We start from the raw sequence: 22108 nt of genomic DNA on the forward strand, positions 1-22108 counted from the left end.
GAGAAACTGAGAAATGGCGTTACCCTTTTTTTAGCGATGGCAAACCGAGTTTTGATTGTCGGCGGGCGGGGACGAATTGGCAGCAGCGTTGCCCAAGACCTTGTTACCCACACCGACGCGGAAATTACTGTTACCGGACGCAACTCTGAAGCCTCTATTGGGCCGGGATTGCCGCCGGATAGGGTGCAGTACCAAACTTTTGATTTAGCGGACAGTGCAGCCCTGCAAAAAGCAGTTTCAGAGTCTAATCTTGTCGTTCACTGTGCGGGGCCTTTTCACTACCGAGACGCCGGCGTGCTGAAAACTTGCATCGAAGCAGGTGTTAATTATACTGATGTCAGTGACAGCCGCAGTTTTACTCGCAAGGCTTTAGAATTGCGCGAAACCGCTAAAAATGCTGGGATTACTGCTATTATTAATACGGGCATTTTCCCCGGTGTGTCTAACAGCATGGTGCGCCGAGATGTGGAACAATTAGATGAAGCAGAACACATCCATTTAAGTTATGTAGTCGGAGGTTCTGGCGGCGCTGGCGTTACCGTCATGAGAACCACTTTTTTAGGTTTGCAAACTCCTTTTGAGGTTTGGGAAGATCGCAAGTGGCACCAAGTAAAACCCTACAGCAATCGCGAAACAATTGAATTTCCCGCGCCCTACGGCAAAACAGGGGTTTACTGGTTCGATATGCCGGAAGCAATTACTTTGCCCGAAACTTTCCCCGTCAAATCAGTTGTGACTAAATTCGGTACGTCTCCCGACCTTTACAATCACCTTACCTGGTTTGTTGCTAAGTATTGGCCCGCTAGCTGGCTCAAAAATAACTCCGTGATTGAATTTCTCTCCTACGTCAGTTATGGGATGACAAGTGTTACTAATAGTTTTAGTGGGGTTGGTGTGGCAGTGCGATCGCAAGTAACCGGTCTCAAAAACGGTCAACCGGCTAAAGTTTGCTCGACAGCGGTACACCCAAATGCTGCCGTCGCTACTGGCATTGGTACTGGTAGCATCGCTCAATTAATGTTAGAAGGTAAACTGGAAAAACCGGGGGTTTGGTCGGTAGAACAAGCTCTTTCTACTGAGCTATTTGAAGGAGCTATGCAGAACAGAAACCTAGATATAGAGCAGGTTGTTGTGTAGTTCGTTAGGTTATTTATAGCAATTTAAAATGTTGGTTAATGGGATTTTTTCCCGAACTGCGAAGACGCGAAAGACGCGCCGAAAGAGAAGACTCAGGGGCTTCGTAATTGATGGGAAAACCCCTAGATAGGGTTCCTCGCAGGAATGGCGAGCGCCCCTCATAGGAGATGAGTTCCGCTTGTCTAACTAATCTATCTTTTGGTAGAAGGAATTGTAACAAGCAGGCGCTTAAGATATTGGACATCATCGGAAACATCCCTTTTTGCTCGCTCTAGATGCGGTAGCTGCGAAAAAGATTGCGCTTGAACCAAGGTTGTCAATGTGTGATCGCAGTGAAGGGGCGACAAACACCATAATTTTTGCGGAAAAATACGAGGAGAAGTTGATATGAAGCGGGTTTTAAAAGCTCTCGGACAAACATTGATTCAAAGCATTTTGCTGGTCTGTACGCTGGCTTTGATTAGTCTGGTAGGTCTAGCGGTAATACCCAGTCAGGGTGCTTACGCAGGTCAAGACAAGAGTCACGCGCCGCAAGAAGCTACAATTACTGAACCCGCAACAAGTTTCGAGGATCTCAATCCCCAAGCAGGAGCTTATGATGAAATAGTCAAAACTGCTCAAAATCCTGCCAACGTCGAGAAAATTTACGACGAAAGCTTAAAAGAGTACAAGGGAGAACACCCGCAAGAAGGCATAGTTCAAAAAGCTGAAGAGTTGATCGAAAAGGTCACGGGCAACTAATAAATCAACAGATTTCTATCTAACTCAAGTTGCTGGTAAATACAGAGCTTCGGTGAGTAGACAATTGAGCCGCTATCAGGACTCACTTGAAAATAATTCTCTAGGGTGCGCCGGACAGCGCACCTTATCGCTTTAGAGTAGGGGGTTAAACCACTTGTTGCATCCAGAGCGATTTTCTCCTTCCCCTTTTATTTAAGCTAGCAGATTCATCCTTAGGGAAGATGAAGAGAGAGGAATTAAAAAAGTAAATTAAAATAATAGTTACAGTCAGATAAAAGGAAAAAAATATCATGAGCGATGACAAAAAAACGGTACATGAACCTGATGCTAACCTCGACCCGCTTTCCGGGGAAACAGGGGCTCATCCAGTGGGAACGGGTATAGGTGCGGCGAGTGCGGGTGCTGCGGGTGCTGCGATCGGCGGTGCCATCGGCGGGCCTGTAGGAGCAGTTGTAGGCGCTGTTGTTGGTTCGTTTAGTGGCGGTTTGGTGGGCAAAGGTGTGGCCGAGGCGATCGACCCCACGGTAGAAGATGCTTACTGGCAAAGCAACTACAGTTCCCGTCCTTACGTGGACACGAGCGCAACTTACGAAGACTATCAGCCTGCGTACCGCACCGGTTATGAGGGATACACCCGCTATGGCAATAGTGGTAAGAGCTTCAACGAGATTGAACCGGATTTGCAGCGCGACTACGAAACAAATCGCGGTAAATCAAATGTGAGTTGGGACAAAGCGAGACACGCCACGCGCGACGCTTGGGCTCGGGTGGAACGCCCTGTAGCGGGCGACAGTGCCCAAGACGCCCGCTAAGGGCTTACGCCAAGTATTTCTCAGTCTTGGGCGCACACAAACTCCAGCGTTCCGGCTTTTTTACCCGGGTTTCGGAATGCAGCCAAGTGTTGTGATAAAAAAACCCGGTTGCTGCGCCTTGGACTGTTGTTGATACCTGGAACTATTTTTAACACGAGTTTAGCGAAGTTTTTGGGGATTTTCAGTCCCTCTCTACATAGGGGAGGGTATTTTTATGGTCGGTTGAAATCGCATTTTTCAGCACGATTTTTATTTCACAGGAGTGCGAGCCTCTTGCTGGCTAGAGATGTAGAGGCTTTGCTGTGGGGGACGATCGCACTCCTAATAAACGCTTTTTACCAAATCGGGATGCTTCGGTTGGAGATGGGCATTTTTTTTAGACTATTAGCCTTAAAATTAAACTAACTCAGGACTGAGGCATCGATCGCATATTTTTGCCATTGTTCGCGATGCGCTTTCTGCAATCGCAGCCGGATCGTAAAGCGTCGGTTGCTTCAAGCCCGATAATTGTTAAAAATCTAAATCCTCTCATTCAAAATCGGTATAAATTGTGGATGAAATGTTGGAAAGAGCTTGGACACTCAAGCAAAATTTAATTGACTTTGTGCTGGATGCTGAGGGAGAGTTGGCGGTAGCTTTGGAAGCTTATGCTGCTGCTCGAGCGACTGGCGAGCGCTACGATATTGCTCAGCAAAATCAAGTGATTGACAGTTTTACCATCGAAGGTAAAGTGGGAGAGAAAACGCCGATCGACCTATTTGTCGAAAGTCAGCCGGATTTAACCGAGAGCGATCGTAGCTTGCTCGAAAGTTGGGAGCAAAGAAGCTTCACTGGCTTATTTGAAATCACTCAACTTTCCCCCGACAGGTTTGAACTGATGAACTGGCCGACAGCTAAGCACTACGTTGTCAAACCCAACAGTCCTAATTTTCTTGCAGAAATGTCTCGCTTTAAGTTAGGAGAAATCTTGCTGGCTCGGATTGCTCCCCTTACCGATGACTGGTGGATACTTTCGAGCTCTCCCATGTTGAAGGGGAAATTGGGTAAGCCGAAGTTGGCGGTGGCGATCGGCAATTTCAAGCAAAATCACAAAAAGAACCTATACAGCGATGCGCCGGAATTGTTAGAGCAAGCTTGGCAGTCAGTAGAAAAGTACCATGAAGATTTTACGGAATTTTTTGGCAGTGAGGAAGTAACGCTATCGGGATATCACCTGAATAAACAGTTGGCTGAATTTCAGGAATTTATCACTAAAAAACACCTAGCTGATATCGGCATTGATGGAAGTAAATCTCTGGCGGAGATCGTTGAAGATGCCGGAGTCGATCGAGAAGAAGTCAAAGCAGCAGCCATCGCGGCAGCAGGTGCCGATACTAACGCAGTTGAGGTAATGCTCGACAGCAATGCTAGTCCAAAAATGGTAATGCCGAAAGTCGAATTGCCCGATCGCTTCAAGAAAGCCGAACAGGTGACAGCACTTTCTCATCCTCGCTGGGGACAAACCTTTTTGTCTACTTACGCTCAATTTACTGCACTGCTAGCAGCCGAAGACTTTTCAACCGTTCCCGGTTACGAAAAGCTGGTGCGTAACTATCTAGAAGATCCTGCAATTAATGTCTGGATTTGGCAACGGTTAGCTAAAGTTAATCCAGCGAAATTAGAACAAATTTTGCAAACTGTATTGGAACGTAGAGACTTTCAGATCGATCGCGATTTAGATGCCCTGCTGCAAGAGTTTAAAAAACCCTTAGAACCCGAACTCCCGGAAATTGCAAGCGTTCCCGTGCACCTGCACAACTTATTTCAGGAAGCTTTAGGCGAAGTTAATAAGTCCAAGTCCAAACCGCAGGAGAAAAAGAAAAGCTCTAAAGGCTTTAAATCCTAAGCAACCGAGTTCGTGGCATACTCCTACACGCTATGCTATCGCATACAGTGTAGGCTGCTCACCAACTCCACCTCATGCTATGCCCTAATGCGCCGACTTCGCCAACGGATACTCGATGAGATGGTCGCAGCCCAGGGACAGCAGAAACAAAGTGGCAATTTCAAGTATGAGTGCGATCGACCCTAGCCATTTTGGGCGCGTTAGTCTGCATCCCTCAGATAATAAACCTATTAAACAAGCTCACAGCTAGCTGTGAGCTTATTGCCCGGTAATATAACTCAAATAGTTTTGCAGCCAGGACTTTAGTTTTTCTTCACCGCGATCGAAATAACTGAAGTCCTCACTACAAACACCTTTTGTTAATCTTCAACTCGTCGGACAGCCATGCGTTGCAGCGGCAGGCTGAGTATGCTAGAAGCAGTCAACAAGTAAGAAAGAACCGTAGTCAGCTTCAAACTGAGCAATAACCAGCTATCTTCTGGTAGGTGAAGTTTCAGCCCGAAAAAAGAGATGCAGTACACTATCCAGTAAGTAAAGCTCATCTTGATTAGGATTTCTTCGCTCAAAGTGCGATCGTCCGTTGGCGGTGAGTTGCGATTATCACCCAGCAGGACTAGACCCGCAATAGAAGCCACAAAAGAAACCATAACGAGATAGTCATGCCAGTTAAGCTCAACCATTTCTAAACTCCGCTTGTATCCGAATTTTTGGAATCAGACATCAGTCTAAAGGATAAGTTTTCCCGCTCCAAGCAATAGTTACAAATTGAAACAGCCGGAGTTACAAATCGCAATGAAAACTCACCACAACCGCCAGCCACAGGCTCGTTTAGTCAGCCGCCAAGGACAATTCCCCTTAAATATTGTCAAGTTGGGAGTACCTCGCCTGCATTTTGCCGACCTCTACCACAGGCTGCTAACTCTTTCTTGGCCGCGATTTTCCATGCTGATTTGTCTCTCCTATACAGTCACAAATTCTTTATTTGCCTTAGCTTACTTGGCGGGAGGAGATTGCATTGCTAACGCGCGGCCGGGTTCTTTCCAAGATGCCTTTTATTTCAGCGTGCAAACAATGGCGACGATCGGCTACGGCTCTATGTATCCGCGCACGGATTACGCTAATACTATAGTCGCGATTCAAGCGCTTTTTGGTTTGTGGGGAGTGGCTATGGTGACGGGACTGGCTTTTTCGAGATTTTCCAGACCAACAGCTAGAGTTATTTTCAGCCGCGTAGCTGTGATCGCTCCTTTCAACGGTGTTCCGACTCTGATGTACCGCACGGCAAATCAGCGTTTTAACCAAATTTTAGAAGCGCAGCAGCGAGCTACTTTGATCCGCAACGAGGTAACAGCGGAAGGAGAATTTATGCGGCGTTTTTACGATTTGGAATTAATGCGGAGTCACTCTCCGATTTTTGCCTTAACTTGGACTGTTATGCACGCAATTGAGGAGAGCAGTCCTTTGTACCAACTTACTGCCCAAGACTTGATGGAGCAACAAGCAGAAATTGTAATTACGTTAACAGGAATTGACGAAACAGTTTCGCAAACTATTCATGCGCGACATTCTTTTGTGGCGTCTGAAATTATCTGGAATATGCGGTTTGTAGATATTCTTTTGAAATCGGCGACGGGAGGGCGGGTGGTTGATTATACTCGGTTTCACGATGTGAAGCCTGTGGAATGAATGTTTTAATTGAGCCAGTGCTAGAATACCTGTAGGGAAAAGAAGTGAATATTTACGAACTCAATAACTGCGATCATGACACTGAAAGAATTGCAACCGCAACTCTTGGCTTTAACTCCCGAAGAGAAGGCTCAAGCTATACAATTCCTAGCCCAAAGTTTAAGCAACTTTTGGCCGGGGATTCAAAAGACTCCCGGTGTCATGGGCACAGAAGCCTGTATCCGAAAAACTCGGATTCCTGTTTGGCTGTTGGTAAGTTATCGCCGTCAAAGTGCCACCGATGCTCATATTTTAGAAGGTCATCCCGATCTGAGTGCCGCAGATTTGGTGAATGCTTTTAGTTATGCTGAGGCATATCCTGATGAGATTGAAATAGCAATTAGAGAACAGGAAGAGGCATAAACAGTGGCAGATCTTTATACCGCGCTCGCACAAAGCATTAAAACTGAGATATTTTACCATTTTAAATCAGCCTTTTATGAACGGGCAAGATGCCCGTTCCACAAAGAAGGAGTTTCTTGTGGAACGGGCATCTTGCCCGTTCTTGAAAATGGTACAACATCTCAGTTAACATAAACAAAAAACTCCTCGTACTATGCGAATAATTCATACTGCTGACTGGCATTTAGGGCGACGTTTTCGAGGAATCGATCGCACTTTTGAAATTGCGATCGCCCTGGAACAGATTTTGAAGCAAGCAAAAGCCTTGGATGTCGATGCTGTGCTCGTTGCGGGCGACATTTTCGACGTACCCAACCCACCCGCTTACGCCGAACGCATTGCTTATAACTTTTTCTGCGAACTCCAAGCGGCAGGAATTCCCGCAATTGCGATCGCCGGTAATCACGATTCGGCATCCCGCATCGACAGCATCGCGCAATTGCTTTCCCTCGCCGGTGTTCGCGCTTTAGGCAAACCCAGGCGTTCCGCAGACGGCGGCACGATTACTCTCAATACAAAAAGCGGTAAACTTTGTGTGGGAGCGATGCCTTTTGCTTCCGAACAAAGACTGTTAGATGCTAATTCTCTCTGGCAGTCTGGCGATGCCGATCGCCGAAAAGACTACCGCGAAATAGTAGCATATTTACTCGAAGATTTAACCAGGGATTTTAGAGACAATACTGTCAATTTTCTCATGGGACACATGAGCATTGACGGCGCTCGATTGGCAAAATCCGAAGTCGCTTATTACACGCGAGAAAAATACCTGCTCTCATCGCAAACTCTGCCGCCGGAAGCTCAGTATGTCGCCCTCGGACACATCCACATTCACCAGCGGATTTCTGAGACTTCTCCCGCTTATTATTCGGGTTCTTTGATTCAGTTAGATTTTGGAGAAGCGGAACAGGAAAAAGGATTTTGCTTGATAGAAGTTGAGCCTGGAGGTGAGGCAAAGGTGGAATTTAAGCCTGTGGCTTGCCACAAGCCGTTAAAAGTGCTTAAATGTCATAACGACAATCTCGATGAAACTTTAGAAGCTCATCAGTATCATCCGGGTTTCTTGAAAGTAATTGTCGAACTGGACAGTCCGCAAATCGGACTTGCCGATCGAGTGCGCCAAATCTGTTCTCAAGCGCTGTTAATTGAACCGCGCTATCCAGATGCAGCGCTAGAACCAACAGAAATAACTAATATCGATCCCAATAATTTCGATCCGGCAGCAGAGTTTTGCAACTATTATCAAAACCGATTAGGAACGACACCGAGATCGGCCGTATTGGAGGAATTTCAAAATTTGTACAAGAAGTTTAAGGAAACAGTTAACAATTAAATGGGTAAAAAGATACAATCCCAAATTTCCAAGTTCAAAGACTTTTAAGACTGAAACCCACGCTCAATGTCGCTTGTAGTCGAGTCTAGATTCCCCTAAATTCCCCTTAAGAAGGGAGAGTTTGATCGTACTCTTGTCCCCCCCTTGTTAAGGGAGGTTAGGGGGGATCGGGAAGACTGTAGAAGAAAGACAGTAGACCTGAATATAACAATCTAAAATCCAAAATCTAAAATCTAAAATCTAAAATCAGTATGCGTCCACTCGAACTTATTCTCGAAGGATTTACCAGCTTCCGCCAGGAACAGCGTTTAGATTTTTCTCAACTCGATCTGTTTGCAATTACTGGTGCTACAGGTGCGGGCAAATCTTCACTCCTAGATGCCATGACTTACGCTCTTTTTGGCACGACAACTCGCAGCGGCAAACAAGTAAGTGATTTGGCAAGTCAAGGCAGCGAAAATTTAAAAGTGCAGTTGCGTTTTGCTGTGGGTTCGGCACAGTATCGGGTGACGCGAAGGTGGCGTTTTCGTCCGAAATCTCCCGAAAATAAGGTGATTTTGGACAACTGGCAAAATGGTCAATGGGAAACTTTGGGGACGAGTATCGTTGCTGTTCAAAATACCATTGAACAGATTTTAGGAATGGATTTTGATACTTTTACGCGAGCAATTGTTCTGCCTCAAGGCAAGTTTGATGAGTTTATTAAAGGGGATACTTCAAAACGCCGGGAAATTTTGCGCCAGCTAGCGGGATTTGAGATTTTTGAGCAGATGCGGAAGGAAACAAATGAGCTCGCAAAGTTGCTTAAACAGGAACGGGAAATCGTGGAAAGGCAGCTAGCTGAGTTGAGTGCGCCGACGGCGGATGAGGTGGATCAAAGACGATCGCAACTTTTGATTTTAGAGCAGCAGTTGCCTGAGTTCGATCGCGCCGTTATGAAAGCTCAAAAGAATCTAGATGAAGAGGAACAGCTATTTTCGCAAATCGCTCGCTGGCAAGAGCTACAACAAGAACTGACCCAATTAAATGCTAATTCTGCTGAGGTTGCTATTTTAGCACAGCGTTTAGACAGAGCGCAAGCTGCCAATCATTTACAGGGAGATTGGGCTTTAGTGCGATCGGCTCGCAGTCAGTATGAAACTGCCGAAAGTGCTTCGGTGGCAGCGCGAAAGCTGTTAATTAAAGCTCGCTCCGAGCTAGCAGTAGAGCAGCAGCTATTTGACGCGGCAAAAGCCAAAGAAGAGGCCCTAGCGCCACAAATTAAGGCTCGCGAAGATGCTCTAGCTGCTGCTAAAGTATATGAAGAACAGCGCGCTCAATTAGAAAAAGAAGTTGCACTCGCCCAAAAAAGTCAACAGGAAAAACTCCGCTTTTTTCAAGCAGCAGATAAAGAACTGCAAGCTGCTAATACTAAAATTCAAAGTGCGGGTTTTCGAGTTACTCAAGCAGCGGCACAGCTAGAACAGTATTCGCCGGGAGGACAGCGTTTAGAGCAATTGCAGCAAATTGCACCCTTACTGATGGAAGTTCAGCTAATGGCTAAGCAGGAAAAAGCTCAGCAGCAACAGTTGGATAAATCGATCGCAGAAAAGGAAAGCGCTCAACAGAATTATGTGGAGGTTGCCACTAATTTAGAAGCAGCCGAAATCAGGCTAAAAGAGTGCAGCAGCGAGTTAGAAGCGGCCCAAACCGCTAATGCGGAAGCGGCACGTTTGGAGAGTGTTGCTGCTGTCAGAATGTCGCTGAATTCTGGGGATACTTGCCCGGTGTGCGGGGGGGTGCATCCTGAGAGCGAGAGCCTCCCTCCTTTGCCAAATTCTAATATTGTCGATGTCGCTGATTTCCGGCGTAAATTTGCGGCGGCAAATCAGGTTTTTCAAGCTGCTCAAAGCTTGGCGGCTGAGGCAAAAAGTGCAGTTTCAGCCTGCCTGCAAAAAGAGTCTGAAATTGCTCAAATGCTGGAATTAACGGGGAATAGAGTTGCCGAATTGCAGCAGCAAATCACTCAAGTTATGGAAAATCCTCAGTGGGAAAGCTTGGGGTTGCAGCAGGAGTTGGCAATACTTAAAGAGAGCGATCGCCAATACCGCGAAACCGAGCAGCAGTTCCAACTGGCATCATTGGAATATGAGAATTTTCAGCAAAGATTTAATTTTGCTGTGGCGACTCAAGCAGCTAAACAGCAAGAATATCAAGATGCGATCGCCGAATCCGACCGCAGGCAGCAGCAGTTGCAAATTTGTGTAAATGCGCTCTATCAAATTACCGAATATCAACCTTATCCTAATTTAGCAAAAGCCTTAGAAGAAGATAAGCAAGACTTGGCCAATCTGCTGAAAGTTGCCGAACAATCATATCAAACTGCTCAAAATAGGGTGATTCAAGCAGCAGATAGAGAGCAACAAGCTGGGGAGGTTTTTGGACAAGCCCAGGCCCATAAACAGCAGCTAAACCTGGATTGGTCAGCAAAATTAACGGCGGCTGATTTCACAGAAGAGACATTTTTAGCAGCGGTTGCGACAGTTAAGGAACAATCGCAATGGGAAAATGCTATTCGCTCTCACCGCGAATCAAAAATTCAGTTAGAGACGCGGGCGAAAGATTTGAGCGAGGCGATCGCAGGCAGAACTACCGATGAGAATACTTTAGCGCAAGTGCGATCGGCAAAACATACCGCCCAAGAAAACCTCAAACAAGCCAACAACAACCGCGCCGAACTGTTAGCTTGGATTCAAGTAGCAGCTCAAAATCTCGAACAAGCCGAAAGACTGTCACAGCAAATCACAAATTTCACCGAACAAGAGCAAACTTATCACACCTTAGCGCAGAACCTCAAATCCAACGAATTTCAATCATACATTTTAGAACATTTAGAAGCAGAATTAGTCGGCAGCGCCACCTTAATTTTGCAAGAATTAACCGAAAATCGCTACAAACTAATAAACCAAGACGGCGAATACTGGGTAGCAGATAATTGGAACGGCGGCGAAGCTAGACGAGTGCGAACCCTTTCCGGCGGCGAAACCTTTGCCACTTCCTTATCAATGGCTTTAGCTTTGTCAGAAAAGCTGTCTCAAGGAGCTCACTTGGGCAGCTTATTTCTAGATGAAGGATTTGGTACTTTAGATACCGAAACTCTCGAAAGCGTTACTCAAATTTTAGAATCTTTGCGGCAGCGAGACAGGCTGATTGGAGTGATTACCCACGTTCGAGAATTGGGCGAAAGATTGCCCGCACAAGTTAAAGTTTCTAAATCCCCCCAAGGTTCTAAAATAGAAGTACATAGATCCTGAAGTGAGAGGCGCGTGCGTGAAATAGTAAACTTGCTTAAGGACGTACATTATCACTAAACCTGCCCCTACAATTACCTATAATATATGATGAAAAATCACCCGACTCGAATGCAATCGGTACAGTCGCCAATAATTCCAGTAGTTGGCGAACTGATCCGCCAAAATCCGGGAACAATATCTTTAGGACAAGGCGTAGTTTACTACAATCCGCCACAAGAATCATTTGACCGAATTCCCGAATTCTTCGCAAATACCGACAATCACAAATACAAAGCCGTGGAAGGAATTCCCCAATTACAGGATGCCATCGCAGCCAAACTAAAAACAGATAACGACATAGAAATTAACAGCAAAAACTGCATTGTCGTTACCGCCGGCAGCAACATGGGATTTACCCACGCCATTCTCGCCATCACCTCGGCGCGAGACGAAGTTATTATCCAATCACCTTATTACTTCAACCACGAAATGGCGGCAATTATGGCAAGCTGCCGACCTGTGATAGTAGAAACTGACGCTAATTATCAACTTAATATCGATGCTATAAAAAAAGCAATTACCGACAAAACGCGAGCCATAGTTACCATTTCACCAAATAATCCCACTGGTGTTGTTTATCCTTCCGAAGCACTCCGGGAAGTTAACGAAATTTGTCGCCAGCACAACATCTATCACATCAGCGATGAAGCTTACGAATATTTTACTTATAACGGCGTCAAACACTGTTCGCCTGCAGCTTTTCCCCACAGCAGCAAACATACAATTTCTCTATTTAGCCTCTCCAAAGCCTACGGTTTTGCGAGTTGGCGGATCGGGTATATGGTAATCCCAGAACACTTGCTCGTTTCAGTGAGAAAAATTCAAGATACAATCTTAATTTGTCCCCCAGTAATTTCTCAATATGCAGCCCTGGGAGCCTTGCAAGTTGGTAGAGGTTACTGCGATAATTATGTAAGGGCGATCGCATCTGTGCGACAACTCGTATTAGACGAACTCAATACCATCCAAAATTTGTGTACAATTTCCCCTGCCTGCGGAGCATTCTACTTTTTCTTGAAAGTTGATACTGAAATCGATACAATGGAATTAGTAGAAAAATTAATTCGCGAATATCACGTAGCAGTGCTTCCCGGTACAACCTTCGGCATGGATAGCGGCTGCTATTTGCGCGTTGCTTACGGTGCTTTGGAAAAAGCAACTGCCACGGCAGGCATTAGGAGATTAGTTAAAGGTTTGAAGACAATTTTAAACAAGTAAAATAGGAAATTTAAAAATGGTTGCCACTAACTTAAAAGCAAATACAAACCTTCAAGATACATCCGCTGCAAAACTGGCAGACTTGCGCGATTTGATGGCAGATTATGAATTAGATTGCTATTACATCCCAGCTGTTGACGAACACTTAAATTTATCAGTTCCAGCAGCCAAGCAGCGGCGAGCTTGGATGTGCGGTTTTACGGGTTCCGCCGGTGATTTGTTGGTTGGCAAAGATTCCGCTTGGTTGTTTGTAGATTCCCGCTACTACGAACAAGCCGAATTGCAAGTCGATACTGGAATTATTCAAATATCGAAACTCGGCTTAGAAGGAAATTTAACCTTAATTGAAACTTTAGAAAAACTGGCTGTAGAATCGGCAGAAAAATCAACTAAAATTCGCATGGGTCTTGACCCGTTTACTGTAGCGACAGAGCAATATCAAAATTGGGTGAAAAAATTCGCCAATGCAGAGATTGAACTCATACCAATCGGGGATAATTTGACAGACAAAGTGCGATCGCAAACTCCTTGGCAAACAGCAGAGACTTTACCCGCGATTGATGCAGATCCCATATTTAGCTTACCTGTATCCCTGACCGGAGAAACCGCCGCCGAAAAATTAGCCAGAGTCAGGGAAGCGATGCAAAAAGCCAACATCGATGTGCTTCCGATTACCAACCTGAATCAAATAGCGTGGCTGTTCAATCTCCGAGGCTCGGATATTCCCCACATTCCCATTTTCATATCCTATGCCATTATCACCACAGATTCAGCGTTTTTGTTTACAAATCCCGAACGAATTTCACTAGAAATCAAGCAAGAATTGCGGGCGGATGTAACTTTGCTTCCCTACGCAGACTATCCGCATACATTAGAAACTTGCGTAAATTTGCCACATAAAGTTCGGGTACTTTTAGACCCGAAACACAGCACAGCAGGCACGTACCAGTTAATCTTAAACCATCAAGAAGCGCAGTTTTACAACATCGAAATAGTTTTTGAGGCGCATCCGGTAGAAGGGATGAAAGCTCGCAAAAATCCCGTAGAAATCGAGCAGATGAAATCAGCCAATTTCAAAGCAAGTCGAGCGAAAACTTTGACTTTAAAGTGGTTGACAGAACAGCTAGAAAATGGTAATCTGTTGACAGAGTTTGATGTCAAAGAAAGCATCGAAAGATTTTACCAGCAAGAAACTGATTTTCAGACTTTAACTTTTAGAACGATCGCAGGTGCGGGAGCCAATAGCTCGATCGTACATTACGGAACCCCCAGCCCAGAAATCACCTTAAAACCCGGAGAATTGCTGCTGCTCGACTCAGGCGCGCAATATTTAGCAGGTACAACGGACGATACGAGAACAATAAGTATCGGAGAACCGACGGCGCTACAAATAGAACACTACACCACAGTTTTAATCGCGCACATCAACTGTGCAATGCAGCAATTCCCCAAAGGAACAACGGGAGCGCAATTAGATGCGATCGCCCGTGCGGTATTATGGCAAGAACAGCTAGACTACGGACATGGCACCGGGCACGGAGTCGGCGCGTTTTTAGCCGGTCACGAAGGGCCAAACGGCATCAGCAAATCTGTGCAGTATCCCCTGGAAGCCGGAATGGTAACTAGCATCGAACCGGGATATTACGAACCGGGATGGGGCGGAATTCGCATCGAAAATCTCTATGTTGTCAGGGAAATGCCATCAAAAAACGGTACAGTTTGGTACGGATTTGAATCGCTGACGTATATTCCGTTTGAGCGCAAATTGATAAATGTCGATCGACTGTCAAACACTCAACTAGCATGGTTGAATAATTATCACGCTTCGGTAGTCGAGAAACTGGAACCCGTACTTGATGCAGCAACAATTGAATGGTTGAAAACAGCCTGCACTGCGTTAGGTTAAGCCTTGTAATTTGTCGCACATTTAACTTGTGCACCTATTTTTCGGGAAACTCTTGTGGGGTGGGCACGCGAGTCCGCCCCAAAGGTACAAAATAGCACATATCAGATAGGGACACGGCACTGCCGTGCCCCTACTGTTACATAGTTAAATAGTTACACTTATCATAATAAAATTACCTACTGATAAATAGCTAAAACTCTTGCTATAAAATTTTAGGGTTTCAGACAATTAGGTGATTTAAGTCATAGTATATGCAGAGGACTACTGTTAAATTCATAATGATAATTACCAAAAACAAGGGGGTTAAGTTTTATGAAAGCAGAATCAGAAGTATCTATTTATTTTGCAATCTCTATTTTCTCGAATGAAAAATTTACACCTGATGATTATAGACTAAACTATAAATCCTATGAAGAGCTAGGTCTAATTTGTGAAAATTGTAGAGAACTTATCTTTTTTAAGCAAGGTACAAAAAGAATTTCTCACTTCTCTCATTTCAGAGATACAGGCAAAGATTGTCCGTGGAGAACAGAGAGCCATAGTAATACACTACATACTGATGCAGAGGGTAGAGAGCAAAGCTTAGAAAAGTTCCAGACTAAATTTAAATCGATTATTGAAGAAGGGATAATCAAACATCAGCAAATTTCATCTTCTCAGCTTCGCGAGCAAATAAAGGAAGGTAAAAGCTTAGTTTCTACATATAAGATTGATATCGACTCTTGGCTAAGATGGTTTAATCAAAATAGAAAACAACTGGGAAGTATTGCTAAAAGTTTGTATCAAACTAATGAGTTAGTATCTGAGGAAAATCAGATATTTTTTTTAAACTTACTTGATTACTTGTGCGTTTCTGCTAGTCAAGATATTTTGAGAGATATCCTTTACTATGTAGTTGGTTTATTGGATAAAGAGATATCTCTTAAGAAATATTTAGAAGAGGTTCCCTCTAAAGTCATTGAATTAATGAGTTATACCGAAAACTCGTCTATTTCCAATACAGTATCCCTAGAGGAAGTAGCCAATCCTATAGTGTCCGATTCTATAGCTATAGAAGAAGATACTTCTATTCAAATCTTAGGTGTGATAGAGGAAACAACAAATTGTAAAGAAAAAGAGTCTATTTGGGGAGAAGACGGTAAGATTGCCACAGAAAAAGAAGAAGTAAAAATTTTACCTAGAAAGGATGTTCCACTAGCACCTAAGAAAAAGCTAGTAAACGTTTCAGATACTAAGTCACTAGCTATCAATTCATTAGAGTGGAGTGGAATGATTGCCCATATCCCTTGTAAGGTGACTCTTGTTAACTCTAAAGACCATTGGCAACTAGAGGCTTTACCTATAAGAGATATCCCAAGCTATCCTCTGTTTTACACTTTAGCTAATAAAGCTATAGAGGATAAGTGGCAGGAAGAGGAAGTCTTTAACGTTCTTATATCTCCTATCGATAAGGAGTTGAAGAGGTTAAATGAGCTAGCTTCTAAATCTGAAGATCCAGAAATGATCCAAAAGATTGGGTTAAGGGAATCTAAGTTAGAAAAGTTGAAAGTGGCTTTGGTGGGTGAAAGAAAATTAGACCTTAACACATTATCGGAATGTTCGGAAATAGTCAAGCAGTCAATAGAGAAAGCTGATTACAAACCTTCACCTACTGACCCCTATTACTCTCGATACATCCTCGCCCAGGTGTATTTCCTTCAAACTAATGAAGACAAAATCACGTATCTCTTAGATGATTATATGTCTCATAAGAGAACGGCTAGTGAGGTACAAACAGCGATTAACTTCCTTAAACTTGTTCCCAGGAATTTAGACAAAAAGTTTCCTGACAAAAGACCAACTTTAAAGGAATTACAGGAGTTTATTATTCCTCTATTCCGTTCTAAGTTTGGAGGTCAATCGAGGGGTAGTTTGGAGCTAAAAGTGAGAGAAGAGAGAGGAAAAATACTGATTGATGTTATCTACCAAGATAAAATTCAGCTAACCCAGCTACTTACTATCAAAATGCCAGCTACTGAGGGAAAAAACTGCGGAAAAGTTACCACAAAAGTAGCTCCATCACTAGATTTTGAGAGTCGAGCAGTGTTTGAGAAATTTCTCAGGACTAAAGATGGTAGATTTGCCACTCAAGCGATGAATCAATTAAAGTCTTTAGTTCAAGTATTTCTCTCTAAAAATTTCTCTACTCTAGTAGGAGAGAATAAGATAGGAAAGTCAAAAAAACTTACCGAAATCATCGGATTTGAGCGCTCCAAACAAGGTTGGGGACAGATAAAAAGAGGTTTCATTAAGTACATGACTCCTTTCACCTCGGCTTCAGATGTCAATAAAGGTAAGCTAGTCTGGTTGAATTCCAATAAAGTCCTAAATGCTCAGGACTTAGAGAATTTAATCATGAAAATTGCTGAGAATTGGAAAAACTGGCACAGGAAGGATCAAGAATACATCCCTTTAGGTGACACTCAAGCAAGGAATCAAGATCCTCAAAACTTGGTTTTTATGTTAATTAAAATAATGACAGAAAGACCACACATTGAGCAGATTGCTTGGAAACATACTATCGATTGGATCTGTGAAATTGTACAGCTACCAATAGGATTCAGAGCTTCAAACGGGGTTATTCTTACTCCTGATGCTATGTATGGCAGTCACATCGAAAAGTGGGAACACAGGATCAAAATTCAGCTAGTTGACCTATTACTAGAATCTCAAGCAGGGAGCATTGAAGCTTGGTTAAAACAATCGATAAGCCAACTATACAACGCATCAGAGAGATTAGAGCTAACTCTTTCTAAGGACGTTCAAAAGCATTTAGAAGCTATGCACGAAGCCTTGGATATATCACTGAAAGTAGAAGAAAGCAAACTTTAATCTATTTACCCTTAGTATGGCTGGTAATTGTATTAGGGGTTTTACACAAAATCTATTAGTGGGACTTAAACAAGTTTTAAGCCCAAACAAAGCCCAAACTGGCTTTATATAAAGTAAATAGGTCCCTGTTTTCTTGCAACCAGCCAAAAAACCTGTAAGATATAGCTGTTCTAAAAGCTGACAAAGCTTCAGTAAATGTTGTTAAAGGTTGGTTAGCCCACTGCCGACGCAATCCTCCTGTTAACTGATGCCAAATGATAAAAGTATAAGCACAAAATACTAATATTAAATGTCGATAAAGGCTTCTCTTTCCTCGGATTTGATATTCTTTTAACCCTAGCCATCCTTTAGCTTCACGGTAAAACACTTCTACCCAATTACGTTGGGAGTAAGTTGTTACTATCCATGATGCTGTTGCCCGCTCACTGGCAGCGTTAGTCACTAAATAATCAACTTCTGTGGCGGTAGAACAAGTCGGAGCATTCATGACGATAGCGACTGTTTTTGGCCCGGACATGGTTGAGAATTCTACTGTGATAGTTGCTACCCACACAGTTCTGGGCTTTTCCCGATTTAGTGTAATAGCACTTAAAGCCTCTGCTGGTAAACGTTTTGCTAATTCTGAGAGTTTGAGTTCTTCGGGTTGTCGCTCGGGTTCTATTTGACAGACTACTTTTCGATTTTTGGCTAATCCTCCTACATAGGTTAACTTCCTTTTCTCTAACTCCTGCAAAAATCTACTATTATTCCCATAGCCTGCATCGATTAAAACTACTGCTGGTCGCTCTTTCCTTTCTAAGCATTTGTCAATTAGTTTGATGGCTATATCGGGTTTTTTAATAAATTCTGGATTTTCTTTTCCTTGAGGTAACGAATGAGCGTGTTGATATAATTCAACATCAAGTGGTAGGCTTTTCACTCCATCATATAAGTGTGTAGTTACCACTACTACACCATTATCTGTTTTTCCGATTTCTCCAATATATTGCCGACCAACTCCTGCTGTTAAATTGCCACTTTTTCTGTGACCGGAATCATCTATTATCAGAGTAAACCCTCTGCTGATATGAGTCTGCCTACACTGCTGCATCACCTGCAACCGTCGTTGGTTAACTTGCTGGGCATTCCAAGGAGCTTCTGTCAAAAAATGATGCAATCGGTTGTATGTAACTCCTATACAGTCTCTTGACATCTGAGTCAGGTTTTTTCGCTCACTTTCTCCCAATAATCCCCCTAAATAGTGCTTAAACCCTGTTTTTTGGGCTTGATGGCTAAAAACATCGTCAAAACGACGACACCATCGATCGAAGCATGGTGGCATGGCGCTAGGAGTTGTTTCTTTCATTGCGCGTTTTTGACGTAAAAAGCTTAACCTGACTACATTATACTATTTTTAGCACAATTTTTTTGTTTAAGTCCCGTTAGTCACTCCTTTAAATTAAGAGTTTGTGTAAAGTGGACAGTTACTTATTACTTTTGAATTAAAAAGTAATGTCAGCATTATTTCCCCGTCTTAGTTCTGTTCTCAATTCCTACTTATTTCTAGAATTATTTTTCCATATGCTCCTATCTGGAAAGAACAAAGCTGGAGAGAAAATATTCAAACCCGTAAAAAATGCCAGCATAGAGACTCTTATAAAGACATAAAACAGCTATGTACCCTACTAGATAGCCAAGCAGTTTTAAATCCTATCTAGCTTAGTTTTACTTCACACTTTTTATACACTACTAAGATAGGACATTATATCTAAAAAGTGATATAGGAAAGTATATAAGAAATATGAGAATCTATAGGAACAGAGTAGAGGCGATAGCTAAATGGTTGAGGTTAGAGTAACCCGCTTTCCTTATGTGCTTCTATTACATAATTTATTTCAATGCAAACTTAAGGTTCTATAACTAAAACAAATCATATTATATGCCTCTAGATGGAGCTACAGGGAGCGATAAGGCACGTATGGGTATGAATTACATTTATTGTGTAGATGAGCCTTAAAACTCGATTTAAGAGGGGTAGAGTGAGATGTGACAGCTTAGGGTCTAGGCAAGTAGAATTATTAGGCAGTAATTATCTTTCTATCTAAATAATTTTGATTTACTTATAAAGCCGAGCTTTAAGAGCTTAGTTGGGTATGAAACGGGTATTGTTGTTCTAGACCCACTTCATACCTAGAAATGACCAGAAGGCTAGAAGTTTTATCTAACCCTGGTTTGAGCTATAAAGCTGGTGACAGGATTTGAACCTGCGACAGGCTGATTACAAATCAGCTACTCTACCAACTGAGTTACACCAGCAGTGAAACTTAATATAGCAAACTTATAGTCATTAGCGCAACCCCCCCAGCCATTTTTTTTTCAAATTCGCTCAAAACCCCTCCCCGTAAGGGCAAAACCGAAATTGTCTCCCCACTGCCAATTAACTAATCGCACCGCCAAATCTTAATCGTCTGATCCGCACTCCCGCTGGCGAGCAAATTGCCCGAAGGTGCGATCGCCACCGAATACACCGTACCCGAATGTCCCTTAAGAGCGCTCAACAGCTCCCCCGTCCGCAAATTCCAAATATTAATCGTATTATCATCGCAGCCGCTAGCCAAAGTCAAACCGTCCCCACTGATAGCAACCGAATCGCCCCGACTCACATAATTCTGCAAAATATGCAGCGCCTCATTCATTCCTAAATTCGCTACACCCTTTCCTTTGGTCGAATTAGAATTTAAAATCCGCAACAAACTGCCCGTGTGCAAATTCCGCAGCTTAATAGTATAATCATTGCTGACGCTAGCGAGAATCTGACCGTCCGGCGCGATCGCCACAGAATTCACCCCAACATTCAACCCCGAAAGAGTCCGCAGCAACTTGCCGCTTTCCACATCCCAAACCTTGCTCGTCGCATCCGAACTGCCACTCGCCAATATTTTACCGTCCGGGCTAAAAACCACCGCATTCACATTGTCAGAATGACCCCTCAAAGTCCGCAGCAACTCACCACTCCGCAAATTCCACAGCTTAATCGTATTATCAGCCCCGCCGCAGCTAGCAATTACCTGGCGCTTCGGGTTAATCGCCACCGAATTCACCTCCATAGAATGTCCCGGAAAAGTACACAGCAAATCACCGTTGTGCAAATTCCAAAACTTAATTGTTTCGTCCGAACTGCCGCTGACCAACATTTTTCCATCAGAGCTAATAGCAACCGAATTTACGCGATCGGAATGTCCCGTCAGAGTGCCAATTAATTCCGCTGTTTCTAAATTCCAAATCTTAATAGTTTTATCCCAACTGCCGCTAGCCATAATTTTGCCGTCAGGACTAATCGCCAGAGAATTCACAAACGATGAATGTCCAGGCACCGTGTATACGCACCGCCATTTCAGATTTTTAAATTTGTGAGCTAATTCCTTCGCCCGCACAGATGCCGCCTCAGCTTCCTCTCTGCGTTTGATCTCAGCCTCCTCCAAACGCTTGCGTTCGGCCTTAGCTTTCGCCTCTCGCAAAGCCAGCCGCCGCATCTCTCCCTTATAGGTTATTCGCTGCTGTTCTTGAATTTCTTTAAGAGTATCAATATACGGTAGGGCCCAATCTTTAGAAAACCATTCCTGAGCAAATTCCGCCTCTAATTTAAATAGCTGAGGTTCGTGAGTAAAATCGATATTTAAATAATACAAATCAGCTAAAAAAGCCGCCAATAACTTATGAATAGTCACAATTATTTGCCGAATAATCCGCAGGCTCAGCTTTTCATCTTTCCCCTCCGCCTCCAACTGATGATAAACCTCTTCCCAATTCCAAGGCTGCATCGCCACTAGAGAAACGCTCTGATTGATGATTCCCCAAAAACCGACATGAAAATTAACTTCATAATCGCTGATATCGCTGTACAGTATAGCGGTCGGTACGGGAGACAAAACACTCTGCAACCGCTCCACATCAATATCAGAAATCGATTTTTTGAAATAGTCTCCGTAAAACTGAACCGGGCACAAATCTCCGTGCTGGGGGTAGTGCTGGTTCAAAAAAGCTCTCAACTTAGCCGGCAGCTCGATATTCAGATTGTGGCGAAATGAATCCGGGCAATCTTCGCTAATTTTTGCGGGAGCAACTAACAGCAGCAATCGGTGCTGCTGCTGCTGCAAAATCTGTTCAGTTTCCTGCCGGCTCAAATTAGAAAACCAGTTGTCCCGGTCCCAAATAGTTTGAATTTCGCTCAACTTAACTCGAATTGCTTCTGATTGAAACTCCCGCATTAACTCGCGGCAAAGCCGGCTAATTGCCCGCTTATCTCTCACTTCTTCTGCCTTGATTCGATTAGCGCGTTCTTCCTTTACCCATTCTTCTTCTGCGCCGGCGAGCTCGATTAATTCTTGTTCTCTCGCCTGCTGCCGCTGCAAATATTTCACTTGTGCTTTAATCCAGCGGGGGTCTTTTTTGATTTGCTGGTTCAAAGCTGAAGAACCAGACGGCTCAATTTCTGCATAGCGATCGTTGACAGCGCTTGCTCCCAATCTTTCTCCCAATTCAGAGGCTACAGGCTTCAACAGTTCAATTAGGGTGTCTGACACGGGGCGGGGTAAGGACATACCAGTTAAAACTTTTTCTTAGTTAAGGGCGATCGCGCGAGTCAGGCATATCTCGCTGGGGCGGGGACTCTTGGCAGGGCTATTACATTTGAGCGATCGGCCGATGGTAATCGTAGGGCGTATCGTGCAGCCGCGCAAGTTGAGCACCTTAACTCAATAATAATATTTA

15 protein-coding genes and 1 tRNA gene are annotated in these 22108 nt (G+C 43.8%); 12 read left to right on the forward strand and 4 right to left on the reverse strand.

What is annotated here, in order from left to right; translation table 11 throughout:
- Positions 1–36 precede the first annotated feature (36 nt).
- From D0A34_21580 to D0A34_21600, 5 genes are all read left to right on the forward strand, one after another.
- Positions 37–1137, forward strand: coding sequence for an NAD-dependent epimerase/dehydratase family protein (locus D0A34_21580; protein ID UNU21084.1), 1101 nt, complete (start codon positions 37–39; stop codon positions 1135–1137).
- 387 nt (positions 1138–1524) lie between these two features.
- Positions 1525–1878 carry a hypothetical protein gene (locus D0A34_21585; protein ID UNU21085.1) on the forward strand — a complete coding sequence of 118 codons (354 nt, stop codon included), beginning with the start codon at positions 1525–1527 and terminating at the stop codon, positions 1876–1878.
- Between the two features lie 290 nt (positions 1879–2168).
- The gene (locus D0A34_21590; protein UNU21086.1) at positions 2169–2690 is read left to right on the forward strand and encodes a hypothetical protein; all 522 of its coding nucleotides are present in this window, start codon (positions 2169–2171) and stop codon (positions 2688–2690) included.
- A 108-nt stretch (positions 2691–2798) separates the two neighbouring features.
- On the forward strand, positions 2799–3095 hold the full coding sequence (locus D0A34_21595; GenBank protein ID UNU21087.1) for a hypothetical protein: 297 nt from the start codon (positions 2799–2801) through the stop codon (positions 3093–3095).
- A gap of 145 nt (positions 3096–3240) precedes the next feature.
- Complete coding sequence (locus D0A34_21600; protein UNU21088.1) at positions 3241–4575, forward strand: hypothetical protein; 1335 nt, start codon at positions 3241–3243, stop codon at positions 4573–4575.
- 359 nt (positions 4576–4934) lie between these two features.
- Here D0A34_21600 and D0A34_21605 read toward each other — a convergent pair whose 3' ends face one another.
- A complete protein-coding gene (locus D0A34_21605) occupies positions 4935–5255 on the reverse strand; it encodes a hypothetical protein (protein ID UNU21089.1) in 321 nt (106 codons plus the stop codon).
- A 112-nt stretch (positions 5256–5367) separates the two neighbouring features.
- On the opposite strand from D0A34_21605, the gene D0A34_21610 reads away from it, so the two are divergent.
- From D0A34_21610 to D0A34_21640, 7 genes are all read left to right on the forward strand, one after another.
- Complete coding sequence (locus tag D0A34_21610) at positions 5368–6261, forward strand: ATP-sensitive inward rectifier potassium channel 10 (GenBank protein ID UNU21090.1); 894 nt, start codon at positions 5368–5370, stop codon at positions 6259–6261.
- A 75-nt stretch (positions 6262–6336) separates the two neighbouring features.
- Complete coding sequence (locus tag D0A34_21615; GenBank protein UNU21091.1) at positions 6337–6663, forward strand: DUF433 domain-containing protein; 327 nt, start codon at positions 6337–6339, stop codon at positions 6661–6663.
- A 193-nt stretch (positions 6664–6856) separates the two neighbouring features.
- Positions 6857–8032 (forward strand): exonuclease SbcCD subunit D, encoded by a 1176-nt coding sequence (locus tag D0A34_21620; protein ID UNU21092.1) that lies wholly within the window; start codon positions 6857–6859, stop codon positions 8030–8032.
- 251 nt (positions 8033–8283) lie between these two features.
- Complete coding sequence (locus tag D0A34_21625) at positions 8284–11325, forward strand: SMC family ATPase (protein ID UNU21093.1); 3042 nt, start codon at positions 8284–8286, stop codon at positions 11323–11325.
- A gap of 87 nt (positions 11326–11412) precedes the next feature.
- On the forward strand, positions 11413–12582 hold the full coding sequence (locus D0A34_21630) for a pyridoxal phosphate-dependent aminotransferase (GenBank protein ID UNU21094.1): 1170 nt from the start codon (positions 11413–11415) through the stop codon (positions 12580–12582).
- 16 nt (positions 12583–12598) lie between these two features.
- Positions 12599–14488, forward strand: coding sequence for an aminopeptidase P family protein (locus D0A34_21635; protein UNU21095.1), 1890 nt, complete (start codon positions 12599–12601; stop codon positions 14486–14488).
- 312 nt (positions 14489–14800) lie between these two features.
- On the forward strand, positions 14801–17359 hold the full coding sequence (locus tag D0A34_21640) for a hypothetical protein (protein UNU21096.1): 2559 nt from the start codon (positions 14801–14803) through the stop codon (positions 17357–17359).
- A 76-nt stretch (positions 17360–17435) separates the two neighbouring features.
- Here the strand turns inward: D0A34_21640 and D0A34_21645 are convergent, their stop codons facing one another.
- The 3 genes from D0A34_21645 to D0A34_21655 form a co-directional block, all read right to left on the reverse strand.
- Complete coding sequence (locus D0A34_21645) at positions 17436–18704, reverse strand: IS701 family transposase (protein UNU21097.1); 1269 nt, start codon at positions 18702–18704, stop codon at positions 17436–17438.
- Between the two features lie 877 nt (positions 18705–19581).
- Positions 19582–19654, reverse strand: a tRNA-Thr gene (locus tag D0A34_21650).
- Between the two features lie 125 nt (positions 19655–19779).
- A complete protein-coding gene (locus D0A34_21655; protein UNU21098.1) occupies positions 19780–21939 on the reverse strand; it encodes a serine/threonine protein kinase in 2160 nt (719 codons plus the stop codon).
- Positions 21940–22108 lie beyond the last annotated feature (169 nt).

Source organism: Microcoleus vaginatus PCC 9802, assembly GCA_022701275.1.
Taxonomy (GTDB): Bacteria; Cyanobacteriota; Cyanobacteriia; order Cyanobacteriales; family Microcoleaceae; genus Microcoleus; species Microcoleus vaginatus_A.

Excerpts from the sequence above, each read along its gene's own strand:
- D0A34_21620 (UNU21092.1), top strand. The coding sequence starts at position 6,857 with ATGCGAATAATTCATACTGCTGACTGGCATTTAGGGCGACGTTTTCGA.
- D0A34_21630 (UNU21094.1), top strand. The coding sequence starts at position 11,413 with ATGAAAAATCACCCGACTCGAATGCAATCGGTACAGTCGCCAATAATT.
- D0A34_21645 (UNU21097.1), bottom strand. The coding sequence starts at position 18,704 with ATGAAAGAAACAACTCCTAGCGCCATGCCACCATGCTTCGATCGATGG.
- D0A34_21585 (UNU21085.1), top strand. The coding sequence starts at position 1,525 with ATGAAGCGGGTTTTAAAAGCTCTCGGACAAACATTGATTCAAAGCATT.
- D0A34_21615 (UNU21091.1), top strand. The coding sequence starts at position 6,337 with ATGACACTGAAAGAATTGCAACCGCAACTCTTGGCTTTAACTCCCGAA.
- D0A34_21655 (UNU21098.1), bottom strand. The coding sequence starts at position 21,939 with ATGTCCTTACCCCGCCCCGTGTCAGACACCCTAATTGAACTGTTGAAG.
- D0A34_21640 (UNU21096.1), top strand. The coding sequence starts at position 14,801 with ATGAAAGCAGAATCAGAAGTATCTATTTATTTTGCAATCTCTATTTTC.
- D0A34_21635 (UNU21095.1), top strand. The coding sequence starts at position 12,599 with ATGGTTGCCACTAACTTAAAAGCAAATACAAACCTTCAAGATACATCC.
- D0A34_21625 (UNU21093.1), top strand. The coding sequence starts at position 8,284 with ATGCGTCCACTCGAACTTATTCTCGAAGGATTTACCAGCTTCCGCCAG.
- D0A34_21590 (UNU21086.1), top strand. The coding sequence starts at position 2,169 with ATGAGCGATGACAAAAAAACGGTACATGAACCTGATGCTAACCTCGAC.
- D0A34_21580 (UNU21084.1), top strand. The coding sequence starts at position 37 with ATGGCAAACCGAGTTTTGATTGTCGGCGGGCGGGGACGAATTGGCAGC.
- D0A34_21610 (UNU21090.1), top strand. The coding sequence starts at position 5,368 with ATGAAAACTCACCACAACCGCCAGCCACAGGCTCGTTTAGTCAGCCGC.
- D0A34_21605 (UNU21089.1), bottom strand. The coding sequence starts at position 5,255 with ATGGTTGAGCTTAACTGGCATGACTATCTCGTTATGGTTTCTTTTGTG.